This is a genomic window from Cupriavidus cauae (assembly GCF_008632125.1).
GTDB lineage: Bacteria > Pseudomonadota > Gammaproteobacteria > Burkholderiales > Burkholderiaceae > Cupriavidus > Cupriavidus cauae.
Window position 1 is genome coordinate 41189 of sequence record NZ_VWRN01000072.1, and the last position, 24740, is coordinate 65928.

Annotated in this window: 21 protein-coding genes and 1 pseudogene; 10 read left to right on the forward strand and 12 right to left on the reverse strand. The window is 69.1% G+C overall.

Going from position 1 to position 24740, the window contains the following annotated elements; all coding sequences use genetic code 11:
* Window positions 1-155 precede the first annotated feature (155 nt).
* The 4 genes and pseudogenes from F1599_RS24645 to F1599_RS24660 all read right to left on the reverse strand — a co-directional run bounded on the left by F1599_RS24645 (window position 156) and on the right by F1599_RS24660 (window position 5301).
* Window positions 156-1877, reverse strand: coding sequence for a lactate permease LctP family transporter (locus F1599_RS24645; protein WP_150084815.1), 1722 nt, complete (start codon window positions 1875-1877; stop codon window positions 156-158).
* A 180-nt stretch (window positions 1878-2057) separates the two neighbouring features.
* Window positions 2058-3503 (reverse strand): LutB/LldF family L-lactate oxidation iron-sulfur protein, encoded by a 1446-nt coding sequence (locus F1599_RS24650; RefSeq protein WP_150084816.1) that lies wholly within the window; start codon window positions 3501-3503, stop codon window positions 2058-2060.
* A gap of 128 nt (window positions 3504-3631) precedes the next feature.
* Window positions 3632-4351: pseudogene (locus F1599_RS24655) on the reverse strand (LutC/YkgG family protein); the annotation flags it as partial.
* Window positions 4348-5301 carry a (Fe-S)-binding protein gene (locus tag F1599_RS24660; protein ID WP_223819869.1) on the reverse strand — a complete coding sequence of 318 codons (954 nt, stop codon included), beginning with the start codon at window positions 5299-5301 and terminating at the stop codon, window positions 4348-4350. The gene F1599_RS24660 and the pseudogene F1599_RS24655, both read right to left, overlap by 4 nt.
* Window positions 5302-5598: 297 nt before the next feature.
* On the opposite strand from F1599_RS24660, the gene F1599_RS24665 reads away from it, so the two are divergent.
* From F1599_RS24665 to eutC, 3 genes are all read left to right on the forward strand, one after another.
* Window positions 5599-6300 carry a FadR/GntR family transcriptional regulator gene (locus tag F1599_RS24665; protein ID WP_190286448.1) on the forward strand — a complete coding sequence of 234 codons (702 nt, stop codon included), beginning with the start codon at window positions 5599-5601 and terminating at the stop codon, window positions 6298-6300.
* A 407-nt stretch (window positions 6301-6707) separates the two neighbouring features.
* The gene (locus F1599_RS24670) at window positions 6708-8090 is read left to right on the forward strand and encodes an ethanolamine ammonia-lyase subunit EutB (RefSeq protein WP_149318479.1); all 1383 of its coding nucleotides are present in this window, start codon (window positions 6708-6710) and stop codon (window positions 8088-8090) included.
* An 18-nt stretch (window positions 8091-8108) separates the two neighbouring features.
* Window positions 8109-8894 carry an ethanolamine ammonia-lyase subunit EutC gene (eutC, locus tag F1599_RS24675; protein WP_149318478.1) on the forward strand — a complete coding sequence of 262 codons (786 nt, stop codon included), beginning with the start codon at window positions 8109-8111 and terminating at the stop codon, window positions 8892-8894.
* Here the strand turns inward: eutC and garD are convergent.
* The 3 genes from garD to F1599_RS24690 form a co-directional block, all read right to left on the reverse strand.
* Window positions 8872-10434 (reverse strand): galactarate dehydratase, encoded by a 1563-nt coding sequence (garD, locus tag F1599_RS24680; protein WP_150084844.1) that lies wholly within the window; start codon window positions 10432-10434, stop codon window positions 8872-8874. The genes eutC and garD overlap by 23 nt on opposite strands.
* 25 nt (window positions 10435-10459) lie before the next feature.
* On the reverse strand, window positions 10460-11419 hold the full coding sequence (locus tag F1599_RS24685; protein WP_150084818.1) for a Bug family tripartite tricarboxylate transporter substrate binding protein: 960 nt from the start codon (window positions 11417-11419) through the stop codon (window positions 10460-10462).
* A gap of 125 nt (window positions 11420-11544) precedes the next feature.
* Complete coding sequence (locus tag F1599_RS24690; RefSeq protein ID WP_150084819.1) at window positions 11545-12681, reverse strand: L-talarate/galactarate dehydratase; 1137 nt, start codon at window positions 12679-12681, stop codon at window positions 11545-11547.
* 291 nt (window positions 12682-12972) lie between these two features.
* Here F1599_RS24690 and F1599_RS24695 point away from each other — a divergent pair, with 291 nt between their 5' ends.
* Window positions 12973-13983, forward strand: a complete 1011-nt coding sequence (locus F1599_RS24695; protein WP_150084820.1) for a LacI family DNA-binding transcriptional regulator — start codon at window positions 12973-12975, stop codon at window positions 13981-13983.
* An 86-nt stretch (window positions 13984-14069) separates the two neighbouring features.
* Here the strand turns inward: F1599_RS24695 and F1599_RS24700 are convergent, their stop codons facing one another.
* Complete coding sequence (locus tag F1599_RS24700) at window positions 14070-14993, reverse strand: LysR family transcriptional regulator (RefSeq protein ID WP_149318681.1); 924 nt, start codon at window positions 14991-14993, stop codon at window positions 14070-14072.
* Window positions 14994-15239: 246 nt separating this feature from the next.
* Between F1599_RS24700 and F1599_RS24705 the strand changes: the two genes are divergently transcribed.
* Entirely contained in the window at window positions 15240-16397 is a 1158-nt protein-coding gene (locus F1599_RS24705) for an acyl-CoA dehydrogenase family protein (protein WP_150084821.1), read from the forward strand.
* A gap of 28 nt (window positions 16398-16425) precedes the next feature.
* Window positions 16426-17424, forward strand: a complete 999-nt coding sequence (locus F1599_RS24710; protein WP_150084822.1) for a hypothetical protein — start codon at window positions 16426-16428, stop codon at window positions 17422-17424.
* Between the two features lie 110 nt (window positions 17425-17534).
* Here F1599_RS24710 and F1599_RS24715 read toward each other — a convergent pair whose 3' ends face one another.
* From F1599_RS24715 to F1599_RS24725, 3 genes are all read right to left on the reverse strand, one after another.
* Complete coding sequence (locus tag F1599_RS24715; protein WP_150084823.1) at window positions 17535-18188, reverse strand: hypothetical protein; 654 nt, start codon at window positions 18186-18188, stop codon at window positions 17535-17537.
* A 206-nt stretch (window positions 18189-18394) separates the two neighbouring features.
* Window positions 18395-18766 (reverse strand): PHA-granule associated protein 4, encoded by a 372-nt coding sequence (locus F1599_RS24720; RefSeq protein WP_150084824.1) that lies wholly within the window; start codon window positions 18764-18766, stop codon window positions 18395-18397.
* A gap of 131 nt (window positions 18767-18897) precedes the next feature.
* Window positions 18898-19815 carry an NmrA family NAD(P)-binding protein gene (locus F1599_RS24725; protein WP_150084825.1) on the reverse strand — a complete coding sequence of 306 codons (918 nt, stop codon included), beginning with the start codon at window positions 19813-19815 and terminating at the stop codon, window positions 18898-18900.
* A gap of 189 nt (window positions 19816-20004) precedes the next feature.
* Between F1599_RS24725 and F1599_RS24730 the strand changes: the two genes are divergently transcribed.
* Window positions 20005-20898 (forward strand): LysR family transcriptional regulator, encoded by an 894-nt coding sequence (locus F1599_RS24730; protein WP_150084826.1) that lies wholly within the window; start codon window positions 20005-20007, stop codon window positions 20896-20898.
* Between the two features lie 64 nt (window positions 20899-20962).
* On the opposite strand, the gene F1599_RS24735 is transcribed toward F1599_RS24730, so the two are convergent.
* Window positions 20963-21385, reverse strand: coding sequence for a VOC family protein (locus F1599_RS24735; RefSeq protein ID WP_149318467.1), 423 nt, complete (start codon window positions 21383-21385; stop codon window positions 20963-20965).
* 150 nt (window positions 21386-21535) lie between these two features.
* Between F1599_RS24735 and F1599_RS24740 the strand changes: the two genes are divergently transcribed.
* The 3 genes from F1599_RS24740 (at window position 21536) to F1599_RS24750 (ending at window position 24622) form a co-directional block, all read left to right on the forward strand.
* Window positions 21536-22429, forward strand: coding sequence for a LysR family transcriptional regulator (locus F1599_RS24740; RefSeq protein WP_150084827.1), 894 nt, complete (start codon window positions 21536-21538; stop codon window positions 22427-22429).
* A 79-nt stretch (window positions 22430-22508) separates the two neighbouring features.
* A complete protein-coding gene (locus F1599_RS24745; RefSeq protein WP_150084828.1) occupies window positions 22509-24089 on the forward strand; it encodes a DNA-3-methyladenine glycosylase 2 family protein in 1581 nt (526 codons plus the stop codon).
* Window positions 24086-24622 carry a methylated-DNA--[protein]-cysteine S-methyltransferase gene (locus F1599_RS24750; protein ID WP_150084829.1) on the forward strand — a complete coding sequence of 179 codons (537 nt, stop codon included), beginning with the start codon at window positions 24086-24088 and terminating at the stop codon, window positions 24620-24622. The genes F1599_RS24745 and F1599_RS24750 overlap by 4 nt, the downstream gene beginning before the upstream one ends.
* Window positions 24623-24740 lie beyond the last annotated feature (118 nt).

Below are 24740 nucleotides of genomic sequence, written 5' to 3' on the forward strand. Positions count from 1 at the left end.
AAAACGGTCGGCATCGATCGTCGGCACAGGCAGTCATCGTAGTGGCCCAACAGCGCACCGACTCGATCGATGCGGCACTATCCCATCCCACCCAATCCCCTGCTTTCGCTTTTCGCCGCCGTCCATCGAAGAGCGTGCACGTGGCGATCGGCGTCCTAGCCCGGAATCATCCCCGTCAACCAATACGCCTGCACCATCGTGATGATGCCGACGATCACCGCGAACAGCAGGCTGTGCTTGACCGTGAAGCGGAACAGCTCCGACTCTCGGCCGACCAGTCCCGTCGCGGCGCACGCCACCGCAATCGACTGCGGCGAGATCATCTTGCCGGTCACGCCGCCCGTGGTGTTGGCGGCGACCAGCAGCGTGTCGGAGACGCCGATCTGATGCGCGGTCGTGCTCTGCAGCGAGCAGAACAGCGCGTTCGACGAGGTATCGGAGCCGGTCAGGAATACGCCGAGCCAGCCGAGGAACGGCGAGAAGAACGGGAAGGCCGCGCCGGTGCCGGCGAGCAGCAGCGCCAGCGTCGACGACATGCCCGAGTAGTTGGCAACGAAGGCGAAGGCGAGCACCAGTCCGATCGACAGGATGGGGCGGCGCAGCTCCAGCAGCGTCTCGCCGAAGGTCGCCACCAGCGCGCGCGGCGACATGCGCAGCAGCACGGCGGAGATCAGCGCGGTCAGCAGGATCGCGGTGCCGACGGCGGACAGCAGGTCGATCTTCAGCACGGCATCGTAGGCCTTGGGCGCGGCGACGATCGGCGCGGTCTTGACGACCAGCTGGTCCAGCCACGGCACCGGGAACTTCAGCACCGTGCCGGCCAGCGCGCCGCCGGAGGCGAACAGGGCCTTGAACGGCTGCAGGCTCCAGACCGTGACGATCGCGGTCAGGATGCCGAACGGCGCCCAGGCGCGCACCGTTTGCGCGAGCGTGTAGGGCGAGGCCTTGCGCTGGTTCGTGGCGCCGATCGTCGGCAAGCCGCCCATGTCGCCGAAGCCGCCGAGCGCCGCGGCGCCGCCGTGGCCGGCACGCAGCGAGGCGCCGGCGGTGCGCGTCGCGCTGCGCGGCTGCCACACCTTCAGGAAGGCCGACAGCGACACCAGGCTGACGAGCGCCGAGGTGATGTCCGGCAGCTCCGGCCCGATATGGTTGGCGGTGAAGTACTGCGTCACCGCGAAGCTTGCGCCGGTGACCAGCGCGGCGGGCCAGGTCTCGCGCACGCCCTTGACGCCGTCCATCATGAACACCAGCCAGAACGGCACGGCCAGCGACAGCAGCGGCAATTGCCGGCCGGCCATCGCGCCGATATGGAAGGGATCGATGCCGGTGACCTGGCCGGCCACGATGATGGGGATGCCCATCGCGCCGAAGGCCACCGGTGCGGTATTGGCGATCAGGCACAGTCCCGCCGCGTAGAGCGGATTGAAGCCGAGGCCGACCAGCAGCGCGGCGGTGATCGCCACCGGCGCGCCGAAGCCCGCTGCGCCCTCGAGGAAGGCGCCGAAGGCGAAGCCGATCAGCAGCACCTGCAGGCGCTGGTCGTCGGTGATCGCCAGCACCGAGGCGCGGATCACGTCGAACTGGCCCGTCTTGACGACGATCTTGTAGAGGAACACCGCGGTGACGATGATCCAGGCGATCGGCCACAGGCCGTACAGGAAGCCGTAGCCCGCGGCGGCGAGCGCCTGCGGCACCGGCATGCCGTAGCCGGCGATGGCCACGGCCAGCGCGAGCGCCAGCGTGATCGCGGCGGCCACATGGCCCTTCATGCGCAGCAGCGCCAGCGCGACGAAGAAGAACAGGATGGGAATGGCGGCCGCCAGCGAGGACAGCCACAGGCTGCCCAGCGGCATATAGACCTGTTGCCAGGTTTGCATATCGGTCTCCTCCGAGGGATGCGAGTCTAGAAAGGAAAAAATCGTGGCCGGCGAAGCCACCGACGAGGTTGCGGTTGCCACCGCGTCGTTGCCGCGAATGCGCGAATCCAGCGTCTTCGGAAGCCGCTGGGTCCGCGCTTTGGCGGGGACGAGGGGCTCTTGTCGGCGAGGGTGCCGGGCTTATTCGGGTTGTCCGCGCTCGCGCAGCAGATCGGCCAGGCTGCGCGCGGCCGGCCGCAGGGGCTCCCGGTGGTCGGTCCACCCCATCTGCCGCGATGGCGTGAAGGCCCGCAGCCGCGTCGCCGCCCAGCGGAACAGCCGATACAGGCGCGGATGGGCGAACGCGCCGCGCCAGAAGCGCCAGATCAGCTGTTCGCCACGGCTGTAGCGCGCGCCCTGGCCGCGCAAGGGGTGCTGCACCGCCTCGTCGGGATTGCGGTTGGCCTCGGTGCGCAGCCGGATCAGCAACTGGGGAATCGGAATCCGCACCGGGCAAACCTCGCCGCAGGCGCCGCACAGGCTCGACGCGGTCGGCAGGTCGGCGGTGGCGTCCAGTCCCAGCAGATGCGGCGAGATGATCTTGCCGATCGGGCCCGGATAGGTCGTGCCGTAGGCGTGCCCGCCGATGCGGGTATAGACCGGGCAGTGGTTCATGCAGGCGCCGCAGCGGATGCACTGCAGCGTCGCGCGCAGTTGCGCGTCGGCATAGGCCTGGGTGCGGCCGTTGTCGAGCAGCACCACGTGCATCTCGCGCGGGCCGTCGAGCTCGCCGGCGCGTCGCGGACCGGTGATCAGGTTGAAGTAGGTGGTGATCGCCTGGCCGGTGGCCGAGCGCGTCAGCAATGTGGCAAGCGGCACGATATGGTCCAGGCTCGCCACCACCTTCTCGATGCCCATGATCGCGATATGGACCGGCGGCACGGTGGTCGACAGCCGGCCGTTGCCCTCGTTTTCCACCAGCCACAGCGTGCCGGTATCGGCGGCGGCGAAGTTGACGCCGGACAGGCCGATATCGGCCTCGACGAAGGCGTGACGCAGCGCGCGGCGGCCGGTCTGGATCAGCGTGTCGACGTCCTCGGTGTAGGGCGTGTCGGGGATATGCTGCGCGAACAGCGCGGCGATATCGCCGCGCGTCTTGTGGATCGCCGGCATCACGATATGCGAGGGGCCTTCGCCGGCCAGCTGGACGATGTATTCGCCCATGTCCGACTCGAGGCTGCGGATGCCGCGCTCGGCCAGGTAATGGTTCAGCGCGATCTCCTCGCTGGCCATCGACTTGCCCTTGATCACGCTGCGGGCGCCGTGGCGCTCGGCAATGCCGGCGATGATCGCGTTGGCCTCGTCGGGGGTCTGTGCCCAATGGACCTGCACGCCCGCTTCGGTCAGCTTCGCTTCCAGTTGCTCCAGCAGCTGGGGCAGATGCGCCAGCGCGTGCTGGCGCACCGCCTCGCCGAGATCGCGCAGCGCCTGCAGCTCGTCGCCGTCGGGAAACTGGATCGCGCGCTTGTTCTGCAGGAAGTCCATCGCGCCGCGGAAGCTGCTGCGCAGCTTGGGGTCGTCGAGCGCCGCGCGCGAGCGCGCCTTGAAATCTGCGGAGGGGACGAAATGCATCGGGGTCGCGCTCATGCGGATTCTCCCTGTGCCGGTACCGCGCCCGGTACCGCGCTCGATGGCGTGGCGGATACCGCGGCCGATAACGCGCTCGATACAGCGCCCGATACAGCGCCCGATACAGCGGCCGATACAGCGGCCGATGGCGCCTTGCCGGCGCGCTCGACGATCAGCACCCACAGCCGGCGCGGTCCATGCGCGCCATAGGCCAGCGTCTGCTGGATGTCGGAGGTCTTCGACGGGCCGGACACCAGCACCAGGTTGGTCGGCATGCCGTCCTGCCAGCGTTCGGCGCGCATGGCCGCGTGCAGGTCGGCATGCAGCGTGTCGGCGTAGACCAGCGCCACATGCAGCGGCGGCACCAGCGAGACCGTGCGCGGTGCGCGCGCGTCGGGCACGAGCACGAGCGTGCCGGTGCCGGCGATGCCGGAGCGCGCCACCGTGAAGCCGGCGTCGATGGTGTCGAACAGCTCGCGTTTCCAGTCTTCGATGGGGCGTTGATAGGCGACGGCTTCCACGGTAGACGGGAGGGCGCGCGACAGCGCGGCGCCCTCGGGACCCTGGGAATCGAACAGCAGCCGGTGCACGCCATCGGCGGCCAGGCGCCCGGCGAGCAGCGCGGGCCAGCCGGCCTTGTCGGTGCGCCACACCTCGGCGTGGGCGGCCTGCAAGTTGACCTGCATCGCGTCCGTCAGCGTGGCGGCGTCCGCGGGCGCGTGCATCGCGCGCCGGACGTCGAAATGCGCATCGATGCGCCGGCTCAGCGTTGGCGCGGCGGCGTGGCCGTCGGCTGCGTTCGCTGCATCCGGCGCGGCGGCGCGCAGCCGTTCGAGAATGCGGGTGCGGGCGTCGTCGGCGTTCATCGCTGTGGCTCCGTTCCGGCGATGGCCACATCCCGACCGCCGCCGCTGCCGCCGCTACCGCCGCTTCCTCTGCCGCCGCTTCCGCCGCCGATGCTGTCACGGCTGCCATCGTCACCGCTGTCACCGCTGCCATCGCCGCTGCCAAGGCGGCGCCACAGGAACGTGGCCATGTGCTCGACCTTGAGCCCGAGCGCCTGCCGGCGCGCGGCGTGGCCGATATTGAGCAGGCAGCCGCAGTCGGCCGATACCAGCGTGTCGCAGCCGGTCGCGCAGGCCGAGCGGACTTTGTCCTGCACCATCGCCCCCGAAATGTCCGGATGCTTGAGCGAGAAGGTGCCGCCGAAACCGCAGCATTCGGACTCGCGCTCGTGTTCCAGCCGTGCGACGCCAGGCAACGCGTCGATCAGCTCGACCCCGTGCACGCGCGTTCCCATCTCCCGGCGGGCCGCGCAGGAGGTATGCAGCACCACGGTTTCGGGTCGGGCGGATCCGGAGCCCGAGTCCGACCCCGACCCCGATCTGGACTTCGACCCCGAGGCCGCCGCAGCGGGAAAGCGGACCTTCAGTACGCGCAGCAGGAACTCGCTCAGTTCGTACACGCGCTCGGCCAGCGCGCGCGCCTTCGGCCCGGCGACGGCGTCGTCCTCGAACAGCCTGGGCCAGTGATGGCGCATCATGCCGGCGCAGGAGCCGGAGGGCACCACGATCGGCCAGGGCTGTGCGAACAGGTCCAGCTGCGCGCGTGCGACGGCGCGCGCCTGCTCGGGGTTGCCGCTGCTGTAGGCCGGCTGGCCGCAGCAGCTCTGCCCGCGCGGGAAATGCACGGTCAGCCCTTCGCGCTCGAGCAGGCGGACCGCATCCAGGCCGGCTTGCGGCACGAACAGGTCGACCAGGCAGGTCGCGAACAGGTACACCTCGGCGGGGGCCTCGGGGTATTGCCTCGGAATCATGTCTCGCTCCGGAGATGGCCCGCCTGCAATGGCGGGCTCGATGCGTGGTGCTGGGGACGTCGTCATGCGTCTGATGGCGGGCGCGATGGGGCGCAATGGGTGGGACCGGGGCGCGATCGGGCACCGCAAGGCGCGTCCGCTTCGGCGGCATAATTCCCGCTGCGGCGACAAGGTTCAAATTGGTTGGACCAGTTGGCGAACCGGGCGGCAAGCAGGGTGGCGGACCAGGTGGCCAGCCCCGGTGGCGGGCCGGTCGGCGGACCAGCACGTGGCATGGCGATGCGAAGGGAGAAAACGATGGCGGCAGGCATGCGCGAGCGCGGCCGGGTGGAAGAGGTGATGCGCAAGGTCGAGACCGCGCTGCTGGACGGCACGTGGCCGGCCGGTACGCGCCTGCCGGCCGAGCGCGTCCTGGCCGAGACCTACGGCGTGGCTCGCAATACGGTGCGCGAGGCCACCCAGCGGCTGGCCGCGCGCGGCCTGCTGCAGAGCCGGCGCGGCGCCGGCGTGTTCGTCACCGAGCAGCTGCGCAGCGGCATCGCCTCGCCGTGGCGCCAGCTGGTGGCCGATCATCCGGCGCTGCGCGAGGACATCCTCGAATTTCGCCGCGTGCTGGAAGGCGCCACCGCCTATTTCGCCGCGCTGCGCGCCGACACGCAGGATCTGCGGCGGATCCGCGCGCTGTTGGACCAGTTGGAGCGAGCCCGAGGCCGCGACGACAAGCAGGCGGAGGCGGATGCCGACGCCAAGCTGCACGAGGCGATCGCGCTGGCCTCGCACAACACGATGTTCCTGCACCTGCATACCAGCGTGATCGGCATGCTGCGCGAGCACATCACGACCAATGGCACCGGCCTGCGCGAGCAGGACCCGGAGGCCTCCGAACAACTGCTGCTGCAGCATCGGACGTTGTGCGCGGCGATCCTGGCGCGGCGTCCGGAAGAGGCGCGCACGGCGATGCAGGCGCATATCGATTACGTGCGAAGCCGGGCGGAGTAACGGCGAGGACCAGGGAAGCGACGCGCTTTCTTCGGTATTTTGGAGTCGGATGCCTCCCCCGGGAAAACCTTCGCGAACGTACGCAGAAACGGGTACGGTCACACCTGCTGAACGGGCGGATCGCCCTACGGTGGGACGCTCAAACGAGCCGCGGGAGCCGTCACAACCCCGGAAATCCAGCCCATGGTCGGGTCGCCGAGCCAGCAATAGCGGCACGCAGAAACGGGTACGCCTTGCGCCCAGCCACCCCGCGATATGCCCCTCCCCCCGCTCCCGTAACGTTTGCGCGCTATATTGCGGACCAGGGGCCCCGCCATCGCGCCAAGCCGCGTCAAGCCACGCCAAGCCGCGTCAAGCTACGCCAAGCTGCGCGATGACCGGGCCACCACTCCTTGCCGGGGGAACAGATGGCGTTCACTGAAACGATCGGCGCGCGGCGCTATGCGTTCGCGGACCTGAAGACCCTGCTGGCCAAGGCCAGCCCGGCCCGCTCGGGCGACCAGCTGGCCGGCCTCGCGGCCGACACCGAGGAAGAACGGATGGCCGCGCGCATGGTGCTGGCCGACCTGCCGCTGTCGCGCTTCCTGAACGAGGCGCTGATTCCCTATGAAAGCGACGAGGTCACGCGCCTGATCGTCGATCGCCACGACGCCGATGCCTTCGCCGAGATCGCCGCGCTGACGGTCGGCGAATTCCGCAACTGGCTGCTGCTGCATGAGACCGACGGCACGGTGCTGGCGCGGGTGGCGCCGGGCATCACGCCGGAGATGGCGGCGGCGGTCAGCAAGCTGATGCGCAACCAGGACCTGATCGCGGTGGCCCGCAAATGCCGCGTGGTCACGCGCTTTCGCGACACGATCGGGCTGCCGGGCCGGCTGTCGGTGCGCTTGCAGCCGAACCATCCGACCGACGACCCCAAGGGGATCGCCGCATCGATCATCGATGGCCTGTTCTACGGTTGCGGCGACGCCACCATCGGCATCAATCCCGCCGGCGACAACCTGGCGTCGATCGTGGCCCTGCTGCGGCTGATCGACGAGCTGCGCGAGCGGCACGGCGTGCCGACGCAATCGTGCGTGCTGACCCATGTCACCAACACGCTGCGCGCGATCGAGCAGGGCGCGCCGGTGGACCTGGTGTTCCAGTCGATCGCCGGCAGCGAACAGGCCAACGCCAGCTTCGGCATCGACCTGGCGCTGCTGGCCGAAGCCCGCGCCGCCGCGCTGTCGCTCGGGCGTGGCACGGTTGGCGACAACCTGATGTACTTCGAGACCGGGCAGGGCAGCGCGCTGTCGGCCAACGCCCACCACGGCGTCGACCAGCAGACCATGGAGGCGCGGGCGTACGCGGTGGCGCGCGCGTTCTCGCCGCTGCTGGTCAATACCGTGGTCGGCTTCATCGGGCCGGAGTACCTGTACGACGGCAAGCAGATCGTGCGCGCGGGGTTGGAGGACCATTTCTGCGGCAAGCTGCTCGGTGTGCCGATGGGCTGCGACATCTGCTACACCAACCACGCCGAGGCCGATCAGGACGACATGGACACGCTGCTGACGCTGTTCGGCGTGGCCGGCGTCAACTTCATCATGGGCGTGCCGGGCGCGGACGACATCATGCTGAACTACCAGAGCACCGCCTTCCACGACGCGCTGTATCTGCGCGAGACGCTGGGCCTGGCGCCGGCGCCGGAGTTCGAGGCATGGCTGCAGCGCACGGGCATCCTCGGCGACGACGGCAGGCTGGTCGAGCCGGCCGAGCGCCAGCCGCTGCTGCAACTGGCGCACGACCTGTAACCGCTCCGGGAGCCAACGATGCCTTCGAACCTTGCTCCGCCGCATCCCTGGCAACGGTTGCGCCAGTTCACCTCGGCGCGCATCGCGCTCGGGCGGGCGGGGCACAGCCAGCCCACCGATGCGGTGCTCGCGTTCGGCCTCGCCCATGCGCAGGCGCGCGACGCGGTGCACCAGCCGCTGTCGTGCGAGGCCGTCGAGGCGGCGCTGGACGAGGCCGGGTTTGCCAACCTGCGGGTCCACAGTGCCGCGGCGGATCGCGCGCAGTATCTGCGCCGCCCGGATCTGGGCCGCCGGCTGGACGGGGACAGTCGCGAGCGGCTGCGCCAGGCGGCGGGGGAGCCGTGCGACGTCGCCTTCGTGATCGCCGACGGCCTGTCGTCACAGGCGGCGCAGCGTCATGCGGTGCCGGTGCTGAGCTTGGTACGGGAGCGGCTGCCCGACTGGCGGATCGGTCCGGTCGCGATCGCCGAGCAGTCGCGCGTCGCCCTCGGCGACGAGATCGGCGAGCTGTTGCGCGCGCGCCAGGTCGTGATGCTGATCGGCGAACGCCCCGGGCTCAGCTCGCCGGACAGCCTCGGCATCTACCTGACCTACGATCCGCACCCCGGGCGCACCGACGCGCAGCGCAACTGCATCTCCAACGTGCGGCCCGAGGGACTGTCCTACCAGCAGGCGGCCGATCGGCTGGCGTGGCTGCTGCGCGGCGCGCTCGCGCTCGGCTGCAGCGGCGTGCGGCTCAAGGAGGACAGCGGCGACCTGGGCCAGAACGAGGCCGCCGCCCTCAGGTCACCGGCGCCGGATTGAACAGCACCAGCGCGTTCTGCAGCTTCCACTGCTCGGCATACGATTTGCGGCCGCTGGCGATGTCCAGCATCGCGCGGAACAGCTGCCAGCCCACCTCTTCGATGGTGGCCTCGCCGGTGGCGATGCGGCCGGCGTCGATGTCCATCAGGTCGTGCCAGCGGCGTGCCAGATCGCTGCGCGTGGCGACCTTGATCACCGGGACTTCGGCCAGTCCGTACGGTGTGCCGCGTCCGGTGGTGAACACATGCAGGTTCATGCCGGCGGCCAGCTGCAGCGTGCCGCAGATGAAGTCGCTGGCCGGCGTCGCCGCATAGAGCAGGCCCTTCTGCGTGGCCTTCTCGCCGGGGGCCACCACGCCGTGGATCGGCCCGGTACCCGACTTGACGATCGAGCCCATCGCCTTCTCGACGATGTTCGACAGGCCGCCCTTCTTGTTGCCCGGCGTGGTGTTGGCGCTGCGGTCGACGCGGCCCTTGCTGAGGTAATGGTCGTACCACGCCATCTGCTCGATCATCGCCTGCGCGACCTCGGGCGTGGCGGCGCGCGCGGTCAGCTGGTCGATGCCGTCGCGCACCTCGGTGACCTCGGAGAACATCACGGTGGCGCCGGCCCGCACCAGCAGGTCGGTGGCGAAGCCGACCGCGGGATTGGCCGTGACGCCGGAGAACGCATCGCTGCCGCCGCACTGCACGCCAACGACCAGGTCCGACGCCGGGCAGGTCTCGCGCCGACGCGCGTTCAGCCGTTGCAGATGGCGCTCGGCCGTCTCCAGGATCGAATCGATCATCGAGCCGAAGCCGACATGGCGCTCGTCCTGCAGGCACACCACATCGGGCGCGCCGCCCTCGACCTGCAGCGGTATCGTGCCGGCCTCGATCAGGCGCGCCGGCTGCAGCTTCTCGCAGCCCAGGCTGACGATCATCACTTCGCCGCCGAAGTTCGGATTGAGCGCGAGGTTGCGGATCGTGCGGATCGGGATGACCGCATCGGGCGCGTCGATGGCCACGCCGCAGCCATAACCGTGCTCGAGCGCGACGACGTCGTCGACGTTCGGATAGCGCGGCAGCAGCTCGGCCTTGATCCGGCGCACGGCGAAGTCGACCACGCCGGCCACGCACTGCACCGTGGTCGTGATGGCGAGGATGTTGCGCGTGCCGACCGAGCCGTCGGCGTTGCGGTAGCCCTGGAAGGTGTAGCCCTCCAGCGGCGGCAGCGCGGGCGGCACGCGATTGGCGATCGGCAGCGCATCAAGCTCGGGCGCGGACGGCATCCGCAGCACGCGCTCGTTGACCCAGCTGCCGCGCGGCAGCGGCTTGACCGTGTAGCCGATGACGACGTTGTAGCGCAGCACCGGCGCGCCCTCGTCGAGATCGACCAGCGCGACCTTGTGGCCCTGCGGCACGTTTTCGACCAGTTGCACCCCGCACGGGAAGGTAGCGCCGGCCGGCAGGCCGCCGTCGTTGGCGACGATGGCGACGTTGTCGGCCTCGTGCATGCGGATATAGAGCGGTTGGCCGGGGCCGCGGCTCGCCGTTTGCATCATGAGTGGTTCTCCTGTGCCGCCGTCAGTCGGCGGCGATCTTTCCGGTTTCGATGACGCGCTTCCAGCGGGCCGACTCGGCGGCCTGGAAGCGGGTGAACTGTTCGGGCGTGTTGCCGACGATCTCGAAGCCGACCTCGAGCAGCTTGTTCTTGACCGCGGGGTCGTTCAGCCCGGCGACGATGCCCTTGTGCAGCTTGTCCCGGATATCGGCGGGCAGTCCCCTGGGCGCCGCCACGGCCTGCCACGAATAGACGACCAGGTTCTTGATGCCCGCTTCTTCCATGGTCGGCACCGAGGGCAGCACCGGCGAGCGCTGCGTGCTGGTGATCGCCAGCGCGCGGATCTTGCCGGCCTTGACGTGCGGCATCGCGGTATTGATGTTCATGAAGGTCGCATCGACCTGGCCGCCGATCAGGTCGTTCATCGCCGGCGCGCCGCCCTTGTAGGGGACATGCGTGCCGCTGGTGCCGGTCTGCTGCCAGAACAGCTCGGCGGTCAGATGGTCGCTGGTGCCGTTGCCGGCCGAGGCGAAGGTCAGCTTGCCGGGATTGCCCTTCAGGTACGCCACGACTTCCTGCAACGTCTGGAAGCGCGAGTTGGCCGGCACGGCCAGGATGTTGGGCGCCTGCACCGCCACCGAGATGTAGTCGAAATCGCGGGCCGGGTCGTAGGGCGTGCTCTTGATCAGATGCGGCGCGATGACCAGCGGCCCCAGCGAGGACACCAGCAGCGTATAGCCGTCCGGTGGCGCGCGCTTGACGAAGCTGGCGCCGATCGCGCCCGCCGCGCCGGGCTTGTTCTCGACCACGAAGCTGGCGCCGGTCTGCTCCTGCAGCTTGGCGCCGAGGATGCGCGCAATCACGTCGGTCGAGCCGCCGGCGGGGAAGGGCACCACCATCGCGACCGGCTTGTCGGGCCAGGCGGCGTGGGCGGACAGCGTGGTGGCAAGGCCGAGGGCCAGCGTGGCGATCAGGCGTTTCATCAGTGTCTCCTTGAGGATGGGGTCTGCGCTTGTCGTGCATCGGCCGGTCTTGGGCGCCGGCCTGTTTCTGTCTATTCCTGCCTGTTTACTGCCCCGTCTGCCGGGTTCTCGTCGGCTGGTCGCCGTTACGGGCGCTCGCCGAATTCGGCCTGCGCGCGGGTCCACGCACGCGCCTGCTCGCTGATCGATACGCCCAGGCCCGGCCGCGTCGGCACGGCGATGCGGCCATCGCGGATCTCCAGCCGCTCGTTGAACAGCGGCTCGAGCCAGTCGAAATGCTCGACCCAGGGCTCGCGCGGATACGCCGCCGCCAGGTGGATGTGCAGCTCCATCGCGAAATGGGGGGCCAGCATCAGGCCGGCGTGCTCGGCCAGCGCCGCGACCTTCAGGAAGGGCGTGATGCCGCCCACGCGCGGGGCGTCGGGCATCAGGTAGTCGGCGGCGCGGTGGCGGATCAGGTCCCAGTGTTCGGCGGCGCTGGTCAGCATCTCGCCGGTGGCGATCGGTGTATCGAACTGCGCGGCCAGCGCGGCATGACCCTCGTGGTCGTAGGCGTCCAGCGGCTCCTCGATCCAGACCAGGTTGAACGGCTCCAGCGTGCGGCACATCCGCTGCGCGGTGGGGCGGTCCCACTGCTGGTTGGCGTCGACCATCAGCGGCACGGCGTCGCCCAGCTGCTTGCGTACGGCGCCGACCCGTTCGAGGTCGCGCGCGCCGTCCGGCTGGCCGACCTTGAGCTTGATGCCGCCGATGCCGCGCTCGACCGAGGCGGCGGCGTTGACCAACAGCTGATCGAGCGGCGTATGCAGGAAGCCGCCCGAGGTGTTGTAGCAGCGCACCGCATTGCGCTGCGCGCCGAGCAGCTTGGCCAGCGACAGGCCCGCCCGGCGCGCCTTCAGGTCCCACAGCGCGACGTCGAAGGCGCCGATCGCCTGCGTCGCCATGCCGCTGCGCCCGACCGAGGCGCCGGCCCAGCACAGCCTGTCCCACAGCCGCGCGATGTCGCTGGGGTCTTCGCCCAGCAGCGTCGGCGCCAGCTCGCAGGCATGGGCGTACTGGCCGGGACCGCCGGCGCGCTTGGAATAGCTGAAGCCCATGCCCTCGCGCCCGTCCGCGGTCGTGATCTCGGCGAACAGGATCGCGACCTCGGTCATCGGCTTCTGGCGGCCGGTCAGCACCTTGGCGTCGCTGATCGGGGTGGCCAGCGGCAGAAAGCAGCTGGACAGGCGGATCCAGGCGATGCGGTCGGCGGCGAGGGTCATGGGGTGTCTCCGTTGGGCGGGGGGTAATCGTCTTCGTCTTGCGGTGCGAAATGACAACGTTGTCATTTCGCCGCCAAAACAAGCCCGTTACAATGTCGGGCGCCGTGCACAGCGATTTTGTACGGCGCGACAGGAACGGGCACGTTTCGGCGAAATGCTAACGTTGTCATATCATCGCTGTCAACGCGCTTCGCCACGATGCCGGCTAATGGCTTTCCCGAGGCCGCCTATCCGTTGCCCTGTCGTTGCCTTGTCGTTGCCCTACCTTTTGCCTTGATCCGAGACCCCGACGTGGCCCCCACCAAAGCCCAGAACAAGTCCGTGACCCTGCATGACGTCGCCCGCGAGGCCGGCGTGTCGCTGATCACCGCGTCCCGCGCGCTCAGCAATCCCGGCATGGTGTCGGCCAAGACCATCGAACGCGTGCAGCAGGCGGCGGAGGCGGTGGGCTATATCCCGAACCTGATCGCAGGCGGACTGAAGTCGCGGCGCAGCCTGATGGTGGCGGCGGTCGTGCCCGATATCGCGGTGACGCAGTTCCTGCCGACCATCAAGGCGCTGACCGAGACGCTGGAGGCGGCCGGCTACCACCTGATCCTCGGCCAGAGCAGCTACGACGATTCGCGCGAGGAGGCGTTGCTCAACGCGATGATCGGCCGGCGCCCGGACGGCATCGTCGTCACCGGGCTGATCCAGTCGGAGGCGGCGCGCGAGCGGCTGCGGCAGTCCGGCATTCCGGTGGTCGAGACGTGGGAGCTCAGCGACCGGCCGGTGGACATGGCGGTCGGCTTTTCGCACGTCAAGGTCGGCAGCGCGGTGGCGGGCTATTTCCTGTCGAAGGGCTGGCAGCGCGTGGGCATCGCCACCGGCGACGATCGCCGGGCACGCCTGCGCTCGGAGGCCTTCGTGTCGACCTTCGGCCGGCCGGTGCCGACCGCGGTCGTGCCGGCGCCCAGCAATCTGCCGTTGGGGCGGCGCGCTCTAGCGGAGCTGCTGGAGAAGGAGCCACGGCTGCAGGCGATCTGCTGCAGCTCGGACCAGCTGGCGCAGGGCGTGCTGGTCGAAGCGCAGGCGCGCGGCCTGCGCGTGCCCGAGGATCTGGCGGTCTGCGGCTTCGGCGATGCCGAGGCGTCCGCGCACATGGCGCCGTCGCTGACCACGGTCCAGGTCGATGCCGCGCGTATCGGCGCGACCGCCGCGCGGCTGATCCTGGACAAGTGCAAGGGCCTGCCGGTGGAGCCGCGCATCGTCGACGTGGGCTTTCGCGTGATCGAGCGGGCGTCGACGGGCGGGGCGGATTAAAGGGGCTGCGCGCCCGCCGGCGGCTTGTGGTCACCGCGTTACTGCATCACTGCGCCACTGCGCCACGGAGTCACTGAATCGCTGCGTCACTGCGGCATCGCCGCCAGCCGCGGCCAGATCGCCTGCAATTCCCCCTTCAGGAACGTCAGCAGGCAGCGCGTCGCCATGGTCTGGTAGCGGTTCGGCAGGGTCAGCATGTAGAGCCGGCTGCCGAACACGCTGATGCGGTAGTCGCGCAATACCGGCGTCACCAGGCCGGCGGCGAGTTCGCGCCCGATCGCGTAGAGCGGAAAGATGCCGATGCCGACGTCGCCCAGCACGGCCTCCTTCAGGAAGGCGAAATTCTCGGAGCTCAGCGTAGGCTCCAGCGCGACCTGCTCGCGTTCGTCCTCGCCGGCGCGCGCGCCGAAGGCCTTCAGCTTCTGCCCGACCGGCGAGGCGCAGACGATCGCATGGCGCTGCAGATCGGCAAGCGTCCGCGGCGCCGGCTGCGCGGCCAGATAGGCCGGCGAGGCGCACACCACCCAATCGACCTCGCCGATCTCGGTCGCGACCACCGAATCGGGCGGGGTCGAAATGATCCGCAACGCGACCTCGACGTCCTCCGACACCAGGTTGTGGATGCGGTTGTCGAACACCACATCGAGCGTGATGTCCGGGTAGCGGTGCTTGAACTGCACCAGCAGCGGCGACAGCAGCGCGTGGCCCAGGCCGGTCGGCACCGACAGCCGCACATGGCCCTGCAGCGTCTTGCCCATATTGCTGATCAGCGCGTCGGCCGCGGCCACCTCGGCGAGGATGTTGCGGCCGTGCTCGTAGAGGCCGGCGCCCACCGGCGTCGGCTCGACATGGCGCGTGGTCCGGCGCAGCAGCTGCACGCCAAGCTCTTCCTCCAGCGCCTTGAGCCGGTAGCTGACGTTGGCGCGCGTCATCTTGAGCTTGCGTGCGGCGGCGGAAAGGTTGCCGGCGTCGACGATATCGACGAACAGGCGCAGGGCGTTCAGATCCATCATGGCGAAATGGCGGCAGGAGCGGCAGGAGCGGGACGGCGGGCCGGCGGGCCGGAAAGCGGCGCCGGCCGCGGATTGTCAAATATGGCTGTCCATTCTGTCCAAGCTGGCGTGGATTGTCAAAATCCGGGGTCGGCGTACCATGACGGCCATCCGCCCGCATTGCCGGATTGGCCGGTCCGGCCCCGGACCGCTGCCGGCCCCGCGGCGCCACCCTTCCTCCACCGAATTCCCACGGAGATCGCCATGACCCTGGACACCGAATCGTTTTCCTTGCTGCGCGCCTCGGTGCAGCGCTTCATCGAAGAGCGCCTGAAGCCCGCCGAGGACATCCTCGAGGAAACGGACGACGTGCCGGCCGATATCGTGGCCGACATGAAGGAGATGGGCCTGTTCGGCATCTCGATCCCGGAAAACTACGGCGGCATCGGCCTGTCGATGTCGCAGGAGTGCGATGTCGTCTATGACCTCGGCCATACCGCGCTGGCCTTCCGCTCGGTGTTCGGCACCAACGTGGGCATCGGCTCCCAAGGCATCCTGATGGATGGCACCGAGGAGCAGAAGCAGAACTATCTGCCGCGCATCGCCAGCGGCGAGCTGATCATCTCCTTCGCGCTGACCGAGCCGAACGCGGGCTCCGACGCGGCCTCGCTGCAGACCAAGGCGGAACTGGACGGCGATCACTATGTGATCAACGGCACCAAGCGCTTCATCACCAATGCGCCGCGCGCCGGCGCCTTCACGCTGATGGCGCGCACCGGCGGCCCGGGCGCGTCGGGCATCTCGGCCTTCATCGTGCCGGCCGACACGCCCGGGATCTCGCTGGGCAAGCCCGACAAGAAGATGGGCCAGCGCGGCACCAAGACCTGCGACGTGGTGCTGGAAAACGTGCGCGTGCCGGCCGCCAACATCATCGGCGGCGTGCCGGGCGTGGGCTTCAAGACCGCGATGAAGGTGCTCGACCGCGGCCGCCTGCATATCTCGGCGCTGGCGTGCGGCATGGCCCATCGCCTGCTGACCGATGCGGTGGGCTACGCCAAGGACCGCAAGCAGTTCGGCCGCCCGATCGGCGAATTCCAGCTGATCCAGGGCATGCTGGCCGACAGCCAGGCCGAGCTTTACGCCGGCCTGTCGATGGTGCGTGATTGCGCGCAGCGCTACGACGCCAAGGAGCCGGGCAAGAGCGATCCCGAAGTCAGCATGCTGGCCTCCTGCGTCAAGATGTTCTGTACCGAGATGGTAGGCCGCGTGGCCGATCGCGCGGTGCAGATCCACGGCGGTGCAGGCTATATCGCCGAATACAAGGCCGAACGCTTCTACCGCGACGTCCGTCTGCTGCGCCTGTACGAAGGCACCACGCAGATCCAGCAAATGATCATCGCCAAGCAGCTGCTGCGCGATTGAAGCCGGTCCGGACGCGGAGGGTTCGAGCATGAAACAGCTTCAACGCGTCCGCCTCGCCGGCACGGCATCCGGGGTGGCACACTCCGGTGCCGGCGCGCACGGCTGGGCCCCGCATCTGGGATGGACCGCGGACGAGCCGGTTCGTCCGCCATGCTTTCCGATCATCGCCGCGCTGCGCGCCGCCTGCGCGACGCCGCCGACCGCACCGCTCGACGTGGGCGCGCTGGCGCTAGGCGCGGCAGTCATTCTGGGCCGCCGCGATCCGATCGTGTCGGTCCAGGCGGCCGAGCTCGGCGACGTCGACGGCGTGCTGTACCGGACCGGCAACGGCGGCTGGACGCTGCTGCACAGGACCGCGCTGCGTCCGTCCGACACCCGCTTCGTCCAGGCCTGGCTGCTCGCCTGCTATGCGATGCGCGGCGAGCATGCAGATACCGACGCCTTCGAATGCCGGCAAGCGAGCCTGTATTCGCTGGCCGATGACGACAGCCCCGCGGCGCGCGCCTACAGCTTCGCGGCGCGGCTGACGATGCCGGCAACTGCCTGCCATCTCGGCCTGACGGGCCATGTCGATGGCGACGTGCTGATGGCCTTCGCCTCGCAACTGCAGGTGCCGCTGCTGCATGCCGCGCGGCGCTGGCTTGCACGTACCGCGCAGAAGGCCGTGCTGGTGCTCGACGAGGCCGGGACGGTGCGCGCCAGCTGGCTCAGCGAGACCGCGTGCTCGGCGGGCTGGCGCATCGATCCGGCCGCGCTGCCGGTACGGGACGGGAAGGGCACGATCGAGCCGTCGGGCGATGCCATGCTGGCTGCCGTCGTGCACGAACGCCGCGTCGCGATGTCGGACTGGTTTGCGCAGGCGCCGGCCGGCGGCCAGCTGATGGAAGCCTCGTTGGGAACGGTCGAAAGCGGACGGGGACGGCTGAGGCTTACCTTGCTGCAGCTGCCGCGCGATGCGGTCTGCCCCCAGCCGCGCGCGATATGGCCGCAATACGGCGCCAGTGTCAGCGCCAACGTCAGCGCGTAGCGCGCGGCGGCCCGCGCCTCAGCGGATCAGCAGCCGGCGACTCAGCGGATCAGCAGCCGGCGACTCAGCGAATCAGCAGCCGGCGACTCAGCGAATCAGCAGCCGGCGACTCAGCGAATCAGCAGCCGGCGATCCGAGGTGCCGCGCGTCACGCTGCCGCCGCTGGCCGCGCAGTTTGCTGCGGAGTTTGTCGCGCAGTTCGTCGAGCCGCGTGGCGCCAGCCGCTCGAGCTGGCGCCGCATCCTGGTCAGACAGGTGAGCATCATGCCGCGCTCTTCCAGGCTCAGCGGCGAGACCCAGACCGATTGCAGCGCCTTGATGGCCTGACCGAGCTTGTCCATGCGATGGCTGGCGCTGGAGCGGATCAACGGAATCGGCTGCGCCGCATACGGGCCGGACTGCTGCTCGAGCCATCCCTGGTCCGACAGGCTGCGGACCATCGCCTCGAATTCCTCGGCCTCGAGCCAGGGCAAGGTGCAAGCCGCCGTGATGCGATCCGGTTCGGTGCGCTGCCGGTGTGCGAGGTGTTGCAGCAGGAGCCATTCCGTCGGGGAGATGCCGGACTGTGACAGAACGTGGTCGAGGGCCGAATGCCAACCGGCCAGATTCTCTTGCAGACAGCGCAGCAGCGGCTCCTTGGCGTCGTACAGGTTGGCTGACATGGTGTCGCGGGTCTCCTGTTGTGTTTTGCCTGATGTGTTCCGTTCGCTGGATTGCCTGGCGCTGGCGCGGGAGCCAACCCTGCCTGCGATCGGGGGCACCATCGTGCGTTGCCCGGATACCGCATTCTTTCGAAAAGCTCACGAAAGTATTTGGTGGATCGTCGGGTGAAGCGATGGTTTTGCCGCTGTTCCTGGTGCTGCGACACGGCGTCGCAGCGTCGTGCTCGGCTCAGCCACCATCACGCCTCGATCCGCGCCCTGGTCGGGCGCTGCAATCGCGTGCTGCAATCGCGCGCTTTCATCGCGCCTCAATGCCAGAAGGCATCCACCTCGCGCAGCAGATGGCCGGCCAGGATGTAGTCGCCGAGGCGGCTGGCGCGCGCTTCGAGCTCATGCAGTTCCTGGTCGGCAATGGCGCCGAGATCGAACAGGCAATAGAGATTGCGCTGACGGAAGGTGGTCTTGGGTTTGGCGAGCCCTTCGATCAGGGCCTCGTGCGAGCGCACCGCGATGCTTTCCTGGCCGCGGTACTGGACGCGTATGCCGCGTTTTTCCCCCAGCCGGCCCAGTTCGACGGCGTCCTGCCAACCCGTTTCATAGTCCAGCTCCAGCGCCAGAACCTCACGGGCGGCCAGCAGACGCAGGGCCTCGTTTTTGCTGCCGGCTCGTGCGATTGACATGCTTACCTCCGTGGCGATCAAGGACTGTACAAATATACAGTCCTTGAGGTCACCCGGCAAGCGGAAGGTGCCCCGAATGGCTCACCGATCCGGGGCCGAGACCACGCCCGTGCGGCGTGGCCGATGACCGCTCACGCCGCCGCGCGGGTGCTCGTCGCGAGTTCCCGCACAAACGCCTGCATCGACCTTGGCGGACGACCCAGGATCGCCTGCAGCACCAGCGTATTGGCGCGCAATCGATGGGCTGCATAGTGTTCGTGGATCTTGCGCAGCAGCTCCCATTGGGCCGCGGTGTAGTCCAGCGGCAGGCGCGCCCTCCATCGCTCGAAATCGATCTCGCCGGGGACAATGTTGCGGCCGAGCGCCTCGCTCATCATCGCGGCAATCTGCGTGCGCGTCAGTCCCGCCTCGCCGGCCAGCTCGAAACAGCCGTGCGCCAGCCGATCGGTGGTCAGTGCCATCGCGGCGACCTCCGCCACGTCGCGATAGTCGACGCGGGCCACCGGCACGTCGACCGGATAGGGCTCGGCGAAGCTGCCCTCGGCCACCACGCGCGCCCATCCGCCCAGCAGGTTCTGATGGAAGTTCGCGGGCTGCAGCACGGTGAACTGCAGGCCCGAATCGAACAGCGCCTGCTCGACCGGAATCTTGCTGGCGTGGTTGGCGAGCGTCACGTCGGTCGGCTGGATCACCGAGGAAAACACGAAGCGCCGTACGCCGGCGCGCCGCGCCGCGGCGACCATGTTGATGCCGAGCTGCGATTCGTCCGGCGCGAAGGCGGGGCCGATGTAGAAGACGCCGTCGACGCCGTCCAGCGCGGCCACCAGCGTCTCGGGCGAGCGCAGGTCGGCAACGGCGACCTCGTCGACGCCATTGGCCAGGGCGTGGGGAGCGCGTTGCGCGTCGCGGACCAGTCCGCGCACGGTCACGCCCTTGTCCCGCAGCGCCTGCGGAACCAGGCCGGCAAACCGTCCGGCGGCGCCGACGACCAGTACGCGGCGCGCCGCCGCGGACTCGGAGGGAGATGTTGCTGTGGCGATGGATGTCACGATGCGTTTCCTCGTTCGTGGTGGATGATCCGGACACGATAGAGAGTCACGTATCGGAGGAGAATACGGGCGCTCGATGATTCTCTCTTCCACAAACTGAGAGAATGGCGGGCAACGATCTTCGAATCCAACCGGAATCCAACCGGAATCCAAACGGAATCCAAACGGGAATCCAACCGTGGAGCGCCGATGGACCGCGTATCCGACATCCTGACCTTCCTCGCCATCGCCGAGCACGGCAGCCTGAGCAAGGCCGCCCGGCATCTGGGCCGCTCGCTGCAATCGGTCAGCCGTTCGCTGGCGCTGCTCGAGCGCAGCCTCGGCGTGCAGCTGGTGCAGCGAACCACCCGCAGCTGCCAGCTGACCGAGCCCGGCGAGGCGTTCCGGCATCGCGTCGCGCCGGCCATGGCGGAGTTGAACGAGGCGTGGGATGCCGCGTCGAGCCTGAGTACGTCCGCGTCCGGCACGCTGCGGGTCAGCGCACCGGTGCTGTTTGCACCGGCATATATCGTGCCGGTGGTCGCCCGTTACATGGAGCGGCATCCGAAGGTGGAAGTGGAGCTGACGGTCAGCGACGCCTTCACCGATCTGCGCGCGGAAGGGCTGGACCTGGCGGTGCGGATCGGCGAGGTGACCGACGACAACCTGAAGGCGCGCCGGCTGGCGATGCTGCGGCGCGTGGCCTTCTGCTCGCGCAGCTATGTGGCGCGCCACGGCGTGCCGGCGCACCCGCGCGACCTGGCCGCGCATCGCTGCGTCGTGCGCAGCGGCGAGGGCAACGACGCGCGCTGGCCGTTCCTGGTCGACGGCAAGCTGCGGCGCTTCGCCGTCGACGGCAGATTGCGCGCGGGCAGCACGGCCGCCGTCAACGAGGCGGTGGCGCTGGGCCTTGGCATCGGCTTCGGCCCGCTATGGCAGGTGCAGCCTCTGCTCGACCAGCGGCGCCTGGTGACGGTGCTGGACGCGTTCGAGGCGCCGCCGATCCCGGTGCAGGCGGTATGGCCCGCGGCCCGCGCGATTCCGGCCAAGACGCGGGCCTTCATCGACCTGCTGGCGGACCATCTGGGCGGCCTGTCGTTATAGCGCTGCCGGCCACCGGCGCTGCAGCGTGGCAACGCTTGCGACCGGCAGCGCCGCGCGGAAGTCCTTACTTCGCGAACACCTGGCTGATATCGCCGAACGCCTTGAATTCGAGCGCATTGCCCGACGGGTCGAGGAAGAACATCGTGGCCTGTTCGCCGACCTGGCCCTTGAATCGCACATGCGGTTCGATCACGAACTTGACGTTGGCCGCGCGCAGCTTGTCGGCCAGCGCCTCCCATTGCTCCATCGACAGGATCGCGCCGAAATGGCGCACCGGCACGTCGTCGCCATCGACCGCGCTGGTCGAGCGATGTCCGGTCTCTTCGGGCGACAGGTGCGCGACCACCTGATGGCCGTAGAAGTTGAAATCGACCCAGCTGTCGGAGCTGCGGCCCTCGGGGCAGCCGAGCAGCTCGCCGTAGAAGCGCCGGGCCTCGGCCAGATCGTGGACAGGGAACGCCAGGTGGAACAGGGGAATGGTTTGCATATGTGTGTGTCGGCCTTTGTGGAGAGGAAGCGCCCGGCTGCGGCGTGGTATGGTCCCGGAAATTCTACTCAGCACAAGTCGCGATATGAAGCGAATCATTTTGGCGCTGAGTATCAAGGATTTCGATCGGATACCGCCGAGCCCTTCGCCATGATCCGCTACTTCCGCACCTTCCTGGTCGCTGCCGAGACCGCTTCGTTTTCCGCCGCCGCGGCGCGGCTGTCGCTGACCCAGTCCGCGGTCAGCACGCAGATACGGCGGCTGGAAGAGGATCTGGGCTGCGCGCTGTTCGATCGCACCGGCAAGTCGGTGGCGCTCAGCGAGCAGGGGCGCAAGCTGCTGCCCGAGGCGGTGCGTTTCGTCGAGCTGTACGAGTCGATGAAGGGACAGGCGCACGCGGCTCCCGCGCTGACGCCGATCGACCTGGGCGCGGTATCGACGGTGCAATCGACGCTGCTGCCCAAGGCGATGCAGCGTTTCCGCGCCGATTATCCGAAGACCCACGTCAATATCGTGCCCGGCATGTCGACGCAGTTGTTGACCCAGGTCGACGCGCGCGAGCTCGAGGTCGCGGTGATGATCAAGCCCCGGCTCGGCATTCCGGCCGAGCTGAAATGGCTGCCCTTGCTGAGCGAGCCCTTCGTTGCCATCGCGCCGCGTGGCGCGCCGCGCGAGCTGAGGGCGATGCTGGGCGCGCTGCCCTTCATCCGCTACAACCGGCATTCGGCCGGCGGGCATCTGGTCGACCGCTATCTGAAGCGCCATCGGCTGCGCGTCGACGAAGGCATGGAGCTCGACGAGCCGGCGGTGATCCTGCAGATGGTCGACCAGGGCCTGGGCTGCGCGATCGTGCCGGCCGATCTGCTGCCGCTGGCCCAATGTCCGAACGTGCAGGCCGAACCGTTGCCGGGGCGGCCGATCCATCGCGAGGTCGGCGTGCTGGCGCGGCCTTCGGCGCTGTCGCGCGCGCCGACCGCTGCGCTGATCGACGCCTTCGTCATCGCGGCGCGCCAGTGGCGCGGGCGGCGGAGCAAATCCCGCTGAACGGGACGTGGCCGGACGGCTCGGACTCGCATGTCCGAATCCGGCTGGTCGCTTCGCCGGAAAGCGATAGCATGCAGCCATGGAACTCGATCCCGACACCTGCTACCGCGCCGTGGTTTCGCACGACCGCCGCTTCGACGGGCGCTTTTTCGTCGCCGTGTCGTCGACCGGCATCTACTGCCGGCCGGTCTGCGCGGTGCGCACGCCCAAGCGGGAAAACTGCAGTTTCTTCGCCACCGCGGCGGCGGCCGAGAAGCACGGCTATCGGCCCTGCCTGCGCTGCCGGCCCGAGCTGGCGCCAGGCCATGGGATTGCCGACCTGTCGGGCCGGCTGGCGCAGGCGGCGGCGACGCTGATCGACGAGGGCTTCCTGGCCGATGCCGGCGTGCCCGAGCTCGCCGCGCGCATCGGCGTCACCGAGCGGCACCTGCGGCGGCTGTTCACCGCGCAGTTCGGCGTCTCGCTGGTCGACTATGCGCAGACGCAGCGCCTGCTGCTCGCCAAGCGGCTGCTGACCGATACCGCGCTGCCCGTCACCGAGGTGGCACTGGCGGCCGGCTTCGGCAGCGTCCGCCGCTTCAACGACGTGCTGAAGACGCGCTACGGCCTGGCGCCCACCGCGATGCGCAAGCGCGCCGCGGGCATGCCGGCCGACCGCCTGGTGTTCGAGCTCGGCTACCGGCCGCCAATGGCGTGGGCCGCGCTGATGCAGTTTCTCGGTGCGCGCGCGGTGCAGGGCGTCGAGCAGATCTGGCCCGATGCGCATGGCGGCGAATACGGACGCACCGTTGCCATCGAAGTGGGTGGACGACTGCACAGCGGTTGGATACGGCTCGCGCTGGTCCCGCAACGCCACGTATTGCGCGTGACGCTGTCCGGTTCGCTGGCGCATGCCATTCCGCAGGTGCTGGGCAAGGTCCGGCGCTTGTGCGATCTCGGTTGCCGGCCCGACGTGGTCGATCGCCATCTGGGCGCGCTGGCGGCCGACATGCCCGGCATGCGGTTGCCGGGGACGGTGGACGGTTTCGAGATCGCGGTGCGGGCGGTACTGGGCCAGGTTGTCTCGCTGGCCCAGGCCCGTGCCATGCTGCATCGGCTGGTGCAGGCCCATGGCGTACCGCTGGCCGCGCCGATGGACGAACTGCGCGCCTGCTTTCCGGGCGCGGCCACGCTGGCTGCGGTGCCAGTGACGGAGCTCAATGCACTGGGCGTGCCGATGGCCAAGGCGCGCGCGATCCATGCGATCGCCACGGCCGTGGTCGAAGGCAGGGTGTCGCTCGAGCCCGGTGTGGAACCCGCGCAGACCGTCGCGGCGCTGTGTGCCATCGACGGCGTGGGCGACTGGACCGCGCAATACATTGCGATGCGCGCGCTGGGCTGGCCCGATGCGTTCCCGGCCACCGACTATGCGCTGCGCAAGGTGCTCGGCATCGAGCGCAACGGCGAGATGCTGCGGCACGCCGCGCAATGGGCGCCGTGGCGCGCTTACGCTGCCATGCATCTGTGGCGGCAGTACCAGGACATGCAGGACCGCCGCGAGCGCGAACGTGCCGAGGCGCGCGCGGTGCCCGCGGGCCTTGGCGCTACCACTGGCGATCCAGCCGTGACGCGACGCGCCCGCAGAACACGCCGCCCTCAATTACAGGAGCAGCCAACATGATTCACTATCGTTCGATGTCGAGCCCGCTCGGCGACGTGCTGTTGCGCGCAGAAGACGGCCATCTGACCGGGATGTTCTTTGCCGGCCAGAAATACCATCCGGCCGGACCGTTCGACTCCGCTGCCGTTGACGCACGTAATGCGCGCGTACTGGCGCAGGCGGCGCAAGAGCTGACCGAGTACTTCGCCGGTGGGAGGCAGCGTTTCACCGTGCCGCTGCGCCTGGCCGGCAGCGCCTTCCAGCAGCAGGTCTGGCGGGCGCTGTGCGAGATCCCCTTCGGCGAAACCATCAGCTATGGCCAATTGGCCCTGGGCCTCGGCCTGCCGCCCGGCCATGCGCGCGCGGTTGGGAGCGCGGTGGGCCGCAACCCGATCTCGGTGATCGTGCCCTGCCATCGCGTGCTGGGCGCCAAGGGCGCGCTGACGGGCTATGCCGGCGGCACCGACCGCAAGCAGGCACTGCTGCGGCTGGAAGGCACGGCGGCGGCGCCGCATCTGCCGCTGTTGCGCGACGCGCTGGCGGTCGCCGCATGACGGCAGCCGCATAACGAGGGCCCGTAACGGTAGCCTCATAACGGCAGCCCCGTAACGGTAGCCCCGTAACGGCAGCCCCGTAACGGCAGCCCCGTAACGGCAGCCACATCGCGCTACC